The following is a 13,073-nucleotide window of genomic DNA, read 5'->3' as shown; positions in this document are numbered from 1 at the left end:
ACCATGACAAAAAAAGTCGCTGTATTACCAGGTGACGGCGTAGGAACAGAAGTAACCAAAGGCGCTGTTGCCGTTTTAAAAGCAATTGGAGAGCGCTTTGATCATCAATTCGAGTTTACGTATGGATTAATTGGCGGAGCTGCAATTGATGAGGCTGGCACACCTCTTCCAGAAAGTACAATTGAGATTTGTAAGCAGGCGGATGCCGTCTTACTTGGATCCGTTGGAGGGCCAAAATGGGATCGTAACCCTTCACATTTGCGACCAGAAAAAGGTTTGCTAGCTATTCGAAAAGAATTGGATTTATATGCTAACCTTCGTCCAGTGACGTTTTATGATAGCTTAGCAGATGCCTCTCCTTTGAAAAAAGAATACATTGAAGGTGTTGACTTCATTATCGTTCGTGAGCTAACAGGGGGCTTATATTTTGGTCAGCCTAGCGAGCGTCGAACAGAAGGAAATGAAGAGACAGTTGTCGACACGTTATTTTATAAGCGTACAGAAATAGAAAGGATTATTCGCCAAGCGTTTGAAACGGCTGTAAATCGACGTAAAAAGGTAACGTCGGTTGATAAAGCGAATGTGCTTGAGTCTAGTCGAGTGTGGCGTGAAGTAGCTGAAGAAGTAGCAAAAGACTACCCGGATGTAGAGCTTGAGCATATGCTTGTAGATTCAGCTGCTATGCAGTTAATTCGTAATCCGAAATATTTTGATGTAGTGGTAACTGAAAATATGTTTGGTGATATTTTGAGTGATGAGGCTTCTATGCTGACAGGATCGTTAGGGATGCTTCCATCTGCGAGTTTAACGGTTGATGGTCCATCTTTATACGAACCGGTTCACGGTTCTGCACCAGACATTGCTGGACAAAACAAAGCTAATCCGATTGCTGCTATTTTATCTGCAGCAATGTTGCTTAGACATTCATTTGGATTAGAAACAGAAGCAGCGGTGATTGAACAAGCGGTTGAAAGTGTATTACATGCAGGTCATCGAACAGCTGACTTAGCAGACGGTAATCATTATTTAGGTACCGATAAAATGGTGGATGCAATAACTGCGGTTATTGCCAACGATTCTGCCATTTCAAGCATTATGACAGCTTACAGTTAATCATGCGTTTCTCACGTTTTGTGAGAAACGTTTTTCATAATCAGAAAGGAGGAGCAGTATGAAACCAAAAACAATTATTGATAAGCTTTGGGAACAACATGTTGTACGTCGAGAAGAGGGGAAGCCGGACTTATTATATATCGATCTTCATCTTATTCATGAAGTAACGTCTCCTCAAGCATTCGAAGGTCTTCGCGTGGCAAATCGTCAAGTGAAGCGTCCGGACTTAACGTTTGCTACAATGGATCACAATATTCCAACGGTTGACCGTTTTAATATTAAAGATCCGATTGCAAAGAAACAAGTAGACAAACTATCTGAAAACTGTCATGAGTTTGGTGTGAAGCTTTTAGATTTAACAAGCGAAGAGCAAGGAATTGTGCATATCATTGGACCGGAATTAGGATTGACGCAGCCTGGAAAAACCATTGTGTGCGGAGATAGCCATACATCTACTCACGGTGCATTTGGAGCGCTTGCTTTTGGTATAGGAACGAGTGAGGTAGAACATGTTTTAGCAACGCAAACGCTATGGCAAGCGAAACCAAAAACGCTACAAGTGAAAGTAAATGGCAAAAAACAGCCTGGTGTTTATGCTAAGGACATTGTGTTAGCAATTATTCAAAAATTCGGCGTGAATTTTGGAACGGGTTCAATCGTAGAATTTACGGGCGAATGTATTCGCGACCTTTCAATGGAAGAGCGCATGACTATTTGTAATATGTCTATTGAAGCCGGTGCAAAAGCTGGTTTAATCAGTCCAGATGATGTTACTTTCTCTTATATTAAAGGGCGTCAGTATGCTCCTAAAGGAGAACAGTTTGAAAAAGCAGTGGAAGCTTGGGCAGCTTTAGCAACAGATGAAGGTGCAACATACGATGAAACGCTAGAAATTGATGCAGATACAATTGAGCCTGTTGTAACATGGGGAACAAACCCGGCGATGAGTTCTTATGTTAGCAAGCAAGTTCCTACATTAGAAGAGTGTACAACAGAAGCTGAGAAAAAGTCTTTGTCACGAGCACTTGAGTATATGGGCTTACAGCCCGGCATGGCAATAGAAGAGATCCCAGTTCAGCATGTATTTATCGGTTCATGTACAAATGCTCGTTTGTCTGATCTTCGTGACGTGGCAGCCTTTATTAAAGGAAAGAAAGTGTCACCAGATGTGCGAGCGATGATTGTACCAGGTTCTCAAAAAGTAAAGCGAGTGGCTGAAGAAGAAGGGTTATCTGCTATTTTTATTGAAGCAGGCTTTGAATGGAGAGACTCGGGCTGCAGCATGTGTCTAGGCATGAACTCTGACTTAGTTCCACAAGGCGAACACTGTGCGTCCACTTCTAATCGAAACTTTGAAGGACGTCAAGGAAAAGGTGCCAGAACGCATTTAGTAAGCCCGGTAATGGCAGCAGCGGCAGCGGTATATGGACATTTTGTTGATGTACGCAAACTACAAGAACAAGCGGTGCGATAAGGAGGAGAACACAGATGAATGCTTTTACAATCCATACAGGAAAAGTAGCAGGTCTCGACCGAGCAAACGTAGATACTGATCAAATTATCCCAAAGCAATTTTTGAAAAGAATTGAGCGTACTGGCTTTGGCCAATTTCTCTTTTTTGATTGGCGATATAATGAAGATGAAACGTTAAATGAAACGTTTGAACTAAATCAGCCTCAAAATCAAGGAGCAACAATTCTTGTAGCTGACGAGAACTTCGGGTGTGGTTCGTCACGTGAACACGCTCCATGGGCGCTTTTAGACTATGGGTTCCGTGCCATTATCGCACCGTCATTTGCGGATATTTTTAAACAAAACTGTCTAAAAAATGGTATTTTACCTATTGTTTTACCAAAAGAAGATGTTTCCTATTTAATGAAAGAGTCTCAAAGTGCTTCTTACGCCTGTACAATCAATCTTCATCAGCAAAAAATTACCGATGAAGCAGGTTTTGAACGTACGTTTGAGATCAATGGCCATTGGAAATATATGCTTGTTAACGGATATGATGAAATTGGCTATACGCTTTCTTTTGAAGACGACATTTCTGCTTATGAAGCAAAAACGGTAAGATATTAACCAAAAATCGAGCAAAATGATGATTTTGCTCGATTTTTTTGCGTTCCGTTAATTCAATTGCTAAACTGTAAAGCAAATGGACCGCGAAGTGGGGAGAAAACATGTCGAATGAACAACAAAACAAAATTGTAGCTTTTCCTCTATTAAAAGAACGGTTGGTTGAAAAAGCTACAGAACATATGCAGCACAAGCAATTTCAAGAAGCACTTCCTTTATTTGAGCAGGCCTACGAACTTGATAATAAGCATCATGAAATTTTGCTTGGCCTTGTTATTTGTCACGTGGAGCTCGGTGATGCAGGCATAGCTAAGGAATTATGTGAGCAAATGCTGAAAGAAGATATTGGCGATTATTATCATAATTTGCAAATGTACCTCATGGTGTTAATTCAGCTTGGTCATTATCATGAAGGATATGTCACTCTACAAGCAGTTATTCAAGAACACAAACTCCCTTCTGAACATGCTGAACAGCTTTATCAGCTATTGGAGTTCTGCAAAAATAGAATGAATCAAGAACAAGTCATAGAAGAACAAACAGAAGAAGAACAGATAGAGCAGTTTAAATCATTCACAGTTCTAGACAATATTCAAGATCAGCTTGAATGGGTTCATTCATTAAAAACAAAGAGAATTGAAAAGCAGCGCTTCTTTCTGGAACAGCTATTTTCATCTGAAGCTATTCACCCTATCGTAAAAACAGTCGCTTTAAAAACAGTCATGGAAGAAGAAGTAGACATTGATTTTATGATTAGTAAGTTTGGAGAGACGAAAAAAGTAAATGCGCTTCAGCTTCAACGAACAACACCGTATTTGTTTGCCGAGCAAGTAGAAGCGCAGCTGACGGAAAAGCTGGAGCATGAAAATCCTACATTGCTGCAGGTTGCCGTTGAAATATGGCAGCGTCATTTATTTATAACATTTCCGTTTTTACCGGGTGATAATGTAAAACTTTGGACAGAAGCGGTGTATGCTGTTAGTCTGATGATGCAAGGAGAAGAGTCAGATGCAGCTGTAGCAGAGGAAGACGGAAGTTTCTCCGCAGCTGAATTACTAAAGGCAATTAAAGAGCTAAAAGAAATTGAAGAAATTTCTTTTATATAAAATGTGGTGTTTAGTTGAAACGTCATTGTTGTATGTTATAATATAATGGTTGTAAAATGCACTTAAATACGTATAGTAGAATTTCATCTTTACATTACATTCCTACTTACTTTAAAGTAGTAGGGAGTTAAATAGATAATGATTGAGGTTTGAACTGATAGGCTATCTGCATTATCTAATTTAGAAATCACTACTTAAAATGATTTTGGAGGGAAACATTCATGTCTGCAAAATGGGAAAAACAAGAAGGAAATCAAGGCGTTTTAACAGTAGAAGTTGAAGCTGCTGAGTTTGATAAAGCCTTAGATAAAGCATTCACAAAAGTTGTAAAACAAGTAAACGTACCAGGGTTCCGTAAAGGTAAAATGCCTCGTCCACTTTTCGAAAAACGTTTTGGCGTAGAATCTTTATACCAAGATGCACTAGACATCTTATTACCTGAAGCTTACAGCAATGCAATTGTTGAAGCTGGTATCGAGCCGGTTGATCGTCCGGAAATCGATGTTGAAACAATCGAAAAAGGACAACCTCTAGTTTTCACTGCTAAAGTAACTGTTAAGCCTGAAGTTAAATTAGGCGAATACAAAAACTTAGAAGTAGAAAAAGTAGATACAACTGTAACAGATGAAGACGTTGAAGCTGAATTAAAAACACTTCAAGAGCGTCACGCTGAACTAGTTGTTAAAGAAGAAGGAACAGTAGCTGAAGGCGATACAGCTGTAATCGACTTTGAAGGTTTCGTTGATGGCGAAGCATTTGAAGGCGGAAAAGGCGAAAACTATTCTTTAGAAATCGGTTCTAACACATTCATCCCTGGCTTTGAAGAGCAACTAGTTGGTCTTGAAGTAGGCGCTGAAAAAGAAGTGGAAGTAACATTCCCTGAAGAGTATCACGCTGAAGAGCTAGCTGGTAAAGCTGCTAAATTCCAAGTAAAATTACATGAAATCAAATCTAAAGAGCTTCCAGCTTTAGACGATGAGTTTGCAAAAGACGTAGATGAAGAAGTAGAAACTTTAGAAGCGTTAAAAGCAAAAACAAAAGAAAAATTACAAAGCGATAAAGAAAACCAAGCAGAATCAGCTCTTCGCGACACTTTAGTAGAAAAAGCTGCTGAAAATGCTGAAGTAGAAATTCCAGAAGCAATGTTCAACACTGAAATGGATCGTATGATGCAAGAGTTTGAACAACGTTTACAAATGCAAGGTCTTAACCTTGAACTTTACTTCCAATTCTCAGGTCAAGATGAAAAAGCTCTTCGCGACCAAATGCGTCCGGATGCTGAAAAGCGTGTGAAAATCAACTTAACGCTAGAAGCTATTTCAAAAGCTGAAAATCTTGAAGTAAGCGAAGAAGAAGTAGAAAAAGAATTAGAAAACATGGCAGGAATGTACAACATGCCTGTCGAAGAAATTAAGAAAGTGCTTGGCAGTCTTGATAGCATTAAAGAAGACATGAAAGTACGTAAAGCAGTTGAATTTCTTGTAGAAAACAGCAAAGCTGTTGCATAATAGTAAGTAAGAAACAAGGCGCGACTTGATCGTGCCTTGTTTTATAAACTTCAATAGTTTTTTTATATCATAACCAACACCGTAGAAGCAGCTTTAACCCATTGTTTGAAATCCGTGGTTATGAAATAGGCCCAATAAGAGGACACTATATAATAGCAGATCTCCATTCTGTTATGCTCATCAACAACATATACATAAAACGTTTTAGTATCTATTCAAGAAAATGTATGGTAAAATGCAATACAAATCTTTTCATAGCGCTTTTACTATGTGATAAAGAGGGGCATTTACCTACAAATAGATGAGTTGTTCATGTTGTTGGGCTATAGCGCGGATAGAAATCAGCTTCGAGCACTTTAGTAAATACTACAAGGGGTGAAAATTATGTTTAAATTTAACGATGAAAAAGGGCAGTTAAAATGCTCATTTTGTGGTAAAACACAAGAACAAGTACGCAAGTTAGTTGCGGGTCCAGGTGTTTACATATGCGATGAATGTATTGAACTTTGCACGGAAATCGTAGAAGAAGAGTTAGGTACAGAAGAAGAAGTAGAATTTAAAGATGTACCAAAACCAAAAGAAATTCGTGACATTTTAGATGAGTATGTAATTGGTCAAGAGGATGCGAAAAAATCGTTATCTGTTGCAGTATACAACCATTACAAACGAATCAATTCAAACAGTAAAATTGATGACGTTGAGTTATCAAAAAGTAATATTGCATTAATTGGACCTACAGGAAGCGGTAAAACTTTACTAGCTCAAACATTGGCTCGTATTTTAAACGTACCGTTTGCGATTGCAGATGCAACATCTCTAACAGAAGCGGGTTATGTAGGAGAAGATGTTGAAAACATCTTATTAAAATTAATTCAATCAGCTGATTACGATGTGGAGAAAGCTGAAAAAGGTATCATCTACATCGATGAAATTGATAAAGTAGCGCGTAAGTCTGAAAACCCATCTATTACACGTGATGTATCAGGTGAAGGTGTGCAGCAGGCTCTTCTTAAAATCTTAGAAGGTACTGTAGCAAGTGTTCCTCCTCAAGGTGGACGCAAACACCCTCATCAAGAATTTATTCAAATTGATACAACAAATATCTTATTTATTTGCGGTGGTGCGTTTGACGGAATCGAACCTATTATTAAGCGCCGTCTAGGTAAAAAAGTAATTGGTTTCGGTTCAGAAACAAAACAACAAGACTTTACAGAAAAAGAGTTACTAGCAAAAGTATTACCGGAAGATTTATTAAAATTTGGTTTAATTCCAGAGTTTATTGGTCGTTTACCGGTTACTGCTAGCTTAGTGCCTCTTGATGAAGAAGCGCTAGTTGAGATTTTAACAAAACCGAAAAATGCACTAGTGAAACAATATCAAAAAATGCTTGAACTTGATGACGTTGAACTTGAGTTCGAAGACGAGGCTTTAGTAGAAATTTCTAAAAAAGCAATCGAGCGTAAAACAGGTGCTCGTGGTCTACGTTCAATCATTGAAGGTATTATGTTAGATGTAATGTTTGATCTTCCTTCACGTGATGATATTACAAAATGTATTATCACAGGTGAAACAGTTCGTGATCAAGCGGCTCCTAAGTTCGTATTAGAAGACGGATCTACTATTCAAGAAGGCAGCAAAACATCAGCATAAAAAAAGCCGGGTACTCAATTTGAGTACCCGGCTTTTTTCTGTTGATGAAGGACAACTAAATTTTACTTTTTACTAGAATCTTGTTTATTCCTACTGCTGCAGGGAGATAATAACTGATAATTATCTTACTAAACTGCGCAGGAGGTTTATCTATGAACTGGACGAATATTGCCTTAATGGTCCAACTCTTTTTTGGTATCATCATTGGCTTATATTTTTGGAATTTATTACGCAATCAGCGTACGCAAAAAGTCTCAATTGACCGGGATTCAAAGAAAGAAATGGAGCAACTGCAGAAGATGAGAGCCATCTCTTTAACTGAGCCGCTTGCCGAACGTGTGAGGCCGTCTAGCTTCTCCGATATTGTCGGACAAGAAGATGGAATTCGGTCACTAAAGGCTGCCCTTTGCGGTCCTAATCCACAGCACGTTATTGTATACGGGCCGCCTGGAGTAGGAAAAACAGCAGCAGCACGTTTAGTGTTAGAAGAAGCAAAGAAAAATAAAAAATCACCTTTTAAACAAGCAGCTGTATTTGTAGAGTTAGATGCAACTACGGCGCGTTTTGATGAGCGAGGCATTGCAGATCCTTTAATTGGATCAGTGCATGACCCCATTTACCAAGGCGCAGGCGCTATGGGCCAAGCTGGAATTCCGCAGCCAAAACAAGGAGCAGTTACAGATGCACACGGGGGAATTTTATTTATTGATGAAATTGGAGAACTCCATCCTATTCAGATGAATAAGCTGTTAAAGGTTCTAGAAGATCGAAAAGTGTTTATGGAAAGCGCCTATTACAGCGAAGAAAATACACAAATTCCAACACATATTCACGATATTTTTCAAAATGGTTTACCAGCCGACTTTCGCTTGATTGGTGCGACGACTAGAACGCCTAATGAAATTCCGCCTGCCATTCGTTCCAGATGCGTAGAGGTATTTTTCCGTGAGCTTGATCGCGACGAAATTATTACAGTTGCAAAAAAAGCAGCAAATAAAGTCAGAATGGATATATCAGAAGAAGGTTTATCTCTGTTTTCTACATATGCACGCAATGGACGTGAAACGGTTAATATGATGCAAATTGCGGCTGGACTAGCGATATCAGAGGAACGAACGGACATTAAAAATGAAGATATTGAATGGATTGTTCATTCTAGTCAACTATCTCCAAGACACGATCCGAAAATTGCAGATGAGGAAAAAGTGGGGCTTATTAATGGATTAGCCGTGTACGGGCCCAACTCTGGAGCACTTTTAGAAATTGAGGTCAAAGCGATTCCTGCAAAAGAGAAAGGGAACATTATTATTACGGGTATCGTTGAAGAGGAAAGTATAGGGACTCAAGGGAAGTCTATTCGTCGTAAAAGTATGGCTAAAAGCTCAATTGAAAATGTCATAACGGTTCTTCGCTCAATGGATGTGCCAGCCGATGAGTATGATATCCACGTGAATTTTCCGGGAGGTGTGCCAATCGATGGACCTTCTGCTGGTATTGCTATGGCAACAGGGATCTACTCAGCAATTTATGAAGTCCCAATCAAACACACGGTAGCAATGACAGGAGAAATTGGTCTGCACGGCAACGTAAAGCCAATTGGCGGCGTAATTCCAAAAATCAAGGCAGCAAAACAAGCAGGCGTTCAGACGGTGATTGTGCCAAAAGAAAATATGAATGCAATGGTAGAAAAGGTAAAAGGTATCGATATTATTCCTGTCCATCATTTAACAGAGGTGTTTGAACAAGCACTATTGTCTGTACATGAGCATGTTGCACATTTGTCGGTAGATCCAGCTATTCCAAATAGAGAATCTAGCTAATTCTATCATGATAATTAAAAATTAATGGTCAGATGAATATTCATCGCCTTTTTCGCGTATAAAACCTTTATACACAGCCAACGAAAAAGGCGTTTTTTTATGAAAAGAGCTTAAAAAGATATATTTTGCCTTTTAATTCTTTCTCATGATACAATTAGTAATTACTATTGTTAGACAATGTGTATACAAATGAGATAAAATTGTTAAAAGAATTCACACTTTACATACTTTAATTGACGAGCATTGGAGGTGTTCATTGCATGGCAGAAAAAGAAAAATTGACAATGCCGCTACTGCCTTTACGAGGTTTGATCGTCTATCCGACAATGGTGCTTCATTTAGATGTTGGGCGAGACAAATCTGTGCAAGCATTAGAAAAAGCAATGATGGATGATCACTTAGTTTGTTTAGTATCACAAAAAGATATGGGTATCGATGAACCAACAAAAGAGGATTTATATAGAACCGGTACGTTGGCAAAAATTAAACAAATGCTAAAGCTGCCGAATGGAACGATGCGCGTCTTAGTAGAAGGACTAAATCGCGTAACCGTTACAGAATTTGAAGACAGCGAAGAATATTTTGTTGTACACGTGGAAAAGCAAAATGAAGAACATCAGGTTGATGTAGAAGATAAAGCGCTGATGCGCACGCTTTTAGACTATTTCGAACAATACATAAAACTTTCCAAAAAGGTGTCCGTTGAAACTCTTTCAACCGTAAGTGACATTGAAGAACCAGGAAGATTAGCAGATATTGTAGCCTCTCATTTACCAATAAAAATTCAGCTTAAACAAGAAATTTTAGAAACAACTGATGTGAAAGAAAGATTAAATACGATCATTTCTCATATTCAAGACGAGCAAGAAGTTTTGCAGCTGGAGAAAAAAATTGGACAGCGTGTAAAGAAATCAATGGAACGCACTCAGAAAGAGTATTATCTTCGTGAGCAAATGAAGGCGATTCAAAAAGAGCTTGGAGACAAAGAAGGAAAGACAGGAGAAGTAGCAACGCTTCGCGAAAAAATTGAAGCAAGTGGGATGACGGACCATGTCAAACAAGTGGCGTTTAAAGAATTGGATCGCTATGAAAAAATTCCTGCTACCTCCGCTGAAAGCTCAGTCATTCGAAATTATATCGAGTGGTTGATTGCGCTACCTTGGACAAACGAAACGGAAGATACGCTCAATATTCATAATGCTGAACAAGTGCTGAACGATGAGCACTATGGCCTTGAAAAAGTGAAGGAACGCGTATTAGAATATCTAGCCGTGCAGCAGTTGACAAAATCTCTTAAAGGCCCTATTTTATGTTTAGCAGGACCTCCTGGCGTAGGGAAAACATCCCTAGCCCGCTCAATTGCTACGTCTCTAGATCGTCATTTTGTACGAGTATCTCTAGGCGGTGTGAGAGATGAGTCAGAAATCCGCGGTCATCGTCGCACGTACGTGGGAGCTATGCCTGGACGCATTATTCAAGGAATGAAAAAAGCAGGAACGATTAACCCTGTATTTCTGCTTGATGAAATCGATAAAATGTCAAATGATTTCCGAGGAGACCCGTCTTCTGCTTTGTTAGAAGTATTGGATCCTGAACAAAATCATAATTTCAGCGATCACTATATAGAAGAAACGTATGATTTATCAAAAGTGATGTTCGTGGCTACAGCTAATAACTTAGCTACGATTCCGGGGCCGCTGCGCGATCGAATGGAAATTATTCAAATTGCTGGTTACACGGAGCTGGAAAAGCTTGAAATCGCGAAGCGTCACCTATTGCTGCGCCAGCTAGAAAATCACGGATTGCAAAAGGGCAATTTGCAGATTCGCGATGACGCCTTAACAGCAATCATACGTTTATATACGAGAGAAGCTGGTGTTCGTAACCTTGAACGCGAAATTGCTTCCATTTGTCGAAAAGCAGCTCGTATCGTAGTCTCTGGTGAGAAAAAGCGCGTGGTGGTGACGGCCAAAACGCTTGAAGAATTCCTTGGTAAGCCTAGGTTCCGCTACGGACAGGCTGAGACGGAAGATCAAGTTGGCGTTGCTACAGGTCTTGCTTACACAACTGTAGGAGGAGACACGCTGGCCATTGAAGTAAGCTTATCCCCTGGTAAAGGAAGACTAGTGCTAACCGGAAAGCTTGGAGACGTGATGAAAGAATCAGCTCAGGCGGCATTTAGCTATGTGCGTTCAAATGCAGAGAAACTAGGAATTGATGAGAAGTTTTATGAAAAACATGATATTCATATCCATGTTCCAGAAGGAGCTGTACCAAAGGATGGACCTTCTGCAGGAATTACCATTGCCACTGCTCTAGTATCAGCACTAACGGGTAAACCAGTGCGTAGAGAAGTAGGAATGACAGGAGAAATTACACTAAGAGGTCGCGTATTACCAATCGGTGGTTTAAAAGAAAAGTCACTTAGTGCACACCGTGCCGGATTAACTAAAATATTAATCCCTCACGATAATGAACGTGATATTGAAGATATCCCTGACAGTGTACAAGAGGAATTAGACATCGTTCTTGTGTCACATGTGGACCAAGTATTGGAACATGCGCTAGTAGGAGAGGTAAAATGAAAGTAACTCAAGCCGATATTGTTATCAGTGCCGTACGCCCTGAACAATATCCTAAAGAAAACCTGCCAGAATTTGCGTTAGCAGGCCGTTCAAATGTAGGAAAATCATCTTTTATTAATAAGATGCTCAATCGCAAAAGCTTAGCGCGTACGTCGTCTAAGCCTGGAAAAACTCAAACGCTTAACTTCTTTTTAATTAATGAAATCCTTCACTTTGTAGACGTACCTGGCTACGGATTTGCAAAAGTGTCTAAAAAAGAGCGTGAAGCATGGGGGAAAATGATTGAAACGTATTTAACAAATCGTGAGCAGCTTAAAGCTGTGTTAATGATTGTTGATCTACGCCATGCTCCTTCAAAGGATGACGTTATGATGTATGAGTTTTTGAAGCACCATGACCTTCCCGTTATGGTTATTGCGACGAAAGCCGATAAAATTCCTAAAGGAAAATGGCAAAAGCACTTAAAAGTAGTGAGAGAAACGCTGGATTTAGATCCAAATGATGAATTAATTCATTTCTCATCTGAAACAGGTGAAGGAAAAGATAAAGCGTGGAAATCTTTGCAGTATCGCATGACTCACTAAACAAAGGAATAGAAGCTAAAAAAATGGAACGTTTATCATCACTCTACCAGGAAGTGAGTCAAACGTTCCATTTTTTTAACTTGTTTACATAGATTACTTTCGTTTGAAAAATAATAAATATAGCCCAACTAGTAACAATAAAATAGGCCAGAAGGTTGTTAAATAATTTACGCCGTCTTCAACTTTTGGCAAAAATAGTTTAAGACGGTCTGAAAACATCATTAAAATGGCAATAATTAAAAGGGTGCCGCCTTGGAAAAAGCCCGATTTGGCTTTTCTAGCACTGAGTAAAAAGCTAATGGCCACCATAAAAACGACCATGCTAATATTCGTAGGCCAAAAGGGAATTTGTTCACTTACATAGAAATGAATACCTAAAGTGATTAATATGTAACTTGCAAGCAAGTTTGAATGATCTTGAGATAAAGCAGACTCAGTTAACAGTGCCGCTCCTATTAAAATTAACAGTACAGGCCACGTGTATACCTTTGCTGCAATGCTCATATGTAGTTCATTCAGTAAGAAAAAGATTCCAAATCCAACTAGTAAGACACCAAAAAACATTGATTGCTTTTTCATAGTAACCTCCAGGTGTTTCAAAACAGAAAACGTGATAAAACGCTGCTTTTTT

Annotated in this window: 10 protein-coding genes; 9 read left to right on the top strand and 1 reads right to left on the bottom strand. The window is 39.2% G+C overall.

Translation table 11 applies throughout. The features are described from left to right. Nucleotides 1-3 precede the first annotated feature (3 nt). The 9 genes from leuB (at nucleotide 4) to yihA (ending at nucleotide 12,442) form a co-directional block, all read left to right on the top strand. Nucleotides 4-1,113 carry a 3-isopropylmalate dehydrogenase gene (leuB, locus tag LJY09_RS23240; protein ID WP_028411736.1) on the top strand — a complete coding sequence of 370 codons (1,110 nt, stop codon included), beginning with the start codon at nucleotides 4-6 and terminating at the stop codon, nucleotides 1,111-1,113. Between the two features lie 58 nt (nucleotides 1,114-1,171). Then, a complete protein-coding gene (leuC, locus tag LJY09_RS23235) occupies nucleotides 1,172-2,587 on the top strand; it encodes a 3-isopropylmalate dehydratase large subunit (RefSeq protein WP_028411735.1) in 1,416 nt (471 codons plus the stop codon). A 14-nt stretch (nucleotides 2,588-2,601) separates the two neighbouring features. Beyond that, entirely contained in the window at nucleotides 2,602-3,192 is a 591-nt protein-coding gene (gene leuD, locus LJY09_RS23230) for a 3-isopropylmalate dehydratase small subunit (protein ID WP_155010564.1), read from the top strand. 101 nt (nucleotides 3,193-3,293) lie between these two features. Further along, entirely contained in the window at nucleotides 3,294-4,295 is a 1,002-nt protein-coding gene (locus LJY09_RS23225) for a tetratricopeptide repeat protein (RefSeq protein ID WP_155010563.1), read from the top strand. A gap of 221 nt (nucleotides 4,296-4,516) precedes the next feature. Next, complete coding sequence (gene tig / locus LJY09_RS23220; protein WP_028411732.1) at nucleotides 4,517-5,803, top strand: trigger factor; 1,287 nt, start codon at nucleotides 4,517-4,519, stop codon at nucleotides 5,801-5,803. Between the two features lie 384 nt (nucleotides 5,804-6,187). Continuing rightward, a complete protein-coding gene (gene clpX, locus LJY09_RS23215) occupies nucleotides 6,188-7,453 on the top strand; it encodes an ATP-dependent protease ATP-binding subunit ClpX (protein ID WP_013059367.1) in 1,266 nt (421 codons plus the stop codon). 152 nt (nucleotides 7,454-7,605) lie between these two features. After that, entirely contained in the window at nucleotides 7,606-9,273 is a 1,668-nt protein-coding gene (gene lonB, locus LJY09_RS23210; RefSeq protein ID WP_028411731.1) for an ATP-dependent protease LonB, read from the top strand. 260 nt (nucleotides 9,274-9,533) lie between these two features. Next, a complete protein-coding gene (gene lon, locus LJY09_RS23205) occupies nucleotides 9,534-11,858 on the top strand; it encodes an endopeptidase La (RefSeq protein ID WP_014458105.1) in 2,325 nt (774 codons plus the stop codon). Continuing rightward, complete coding sequence (gene yihA, locus LJY09_RS23200) at nucleotides 11,855-12,442, top strand: ribosome biogenesis GTP-binding protein YihA/YsxC (protein ID WP_013059364.1); 588 nt, start codon at nucleotides 11,855-11,857, stop codon at nucleotides 12,440-12,442. Before lon ends, yihA begins: the two co-directional genes overlap by 4 nt. Before the next feature lie 93 nt (nucleotides 12,443-12,535). Here the strand turns inward: yihA and LJY09_RS23195 are convergent, their stop codons facing one another. Then, nucleotides 12,536-13,021 (bottom strand): LiaF transmembrane domain-containing protein, encoded by a 486-nt coding sequence (locus LJY09_RS23195; RefSeq protein WP_013059363.1) that lies wholly within the window; start codon nucleotides 13,019-13,021, stop codon nucleotides 12,536-12,538. Nucleotides 13,022-13,073: the final 52 nt, after the last annotated feature.

The organism is Priestia sp. J2 (assembly GCF_020790095.1).
Taxonomy (GTDB): domain Bacteria; phylum Bacillota; class Bacilli; order Bacillales; family Bacillaceae_H; genus Priestia; species Priestia zanthoxyli.
Note: the sequence above shows the minus strand (reverse complement) of the source record. Positions and strands in the feature narration are given on the sequence as shown.

Excerpts from the sequence above, each read along its gene's own strand:
- lon (WP_014458105.1), top strand. The coding sequence starts at position 9,534 with ATGGCAGAAAAAGAAAAATTGACAATGCCGCTACTGCCTTTACGAGGT.
- LJY09_RS23195 (WP_013059363.1), bottom strand. The coding sequence starts at position 13,021 with ATGAAAAAGCAATCAATGTTTTTTGGTGTCTTACTAGTTGGATTTGGA.
- leuB (WP_028411736.1), top strand. The coding sequence starts at position 4 with ATGACAAAAAAAGTCGCTGTATTACCAGGTGACGGCGTAGGAACAGAA.
- leuC (WP_028411735.1), top strand. The coding sequence starts at position 1,172 with ATGAAACCAAAAACAATTATTGATAAGCTTTGGGAACAACATGTTGTA.
- clpX (WP_013059367.1), top strand. The coding sequence starts at position 6,188 with ATGTTTAAATTTAACGATGAAAAAGGGCAGTTAAAATGCTCATTTTGT.
- LJY09_RS23225 (WP_155010563.1), top strand. The coding sequence starts at position 3,294 with ATGTCGAATGAACAACAAAACAAAATTGTAGCTTTTCCTCTATTAAAA.
- lonB (WP_028411731.1), top strand. The coding sequence starts at position 7,606 with ATGAACTGGACGAATATTGCCTTAATGGTCCAACTCTTTTTTGGTATC.
- tig (WP_028411732.1), top strand. The coding sequence starts at position 4,517 with ATGTCTGCAAAATGGGAAAAACAAGAAGGAAATCAAGGCGTTTTAACA.
- leuD (WP_155010564.1), top strand. The coding sequence starts at position 2,602 with ATGAATGCTTTTACAATCCATACAGGAAAAGTAGCAGGTCTCGACCGA.
- yihA (WP_013059364.1), top strand. The coding sequence starts at position 11,855 with ATGAAAGTAACTCAAGCCGATATTGTTATCAGTGCCGTACGCCCTGAA.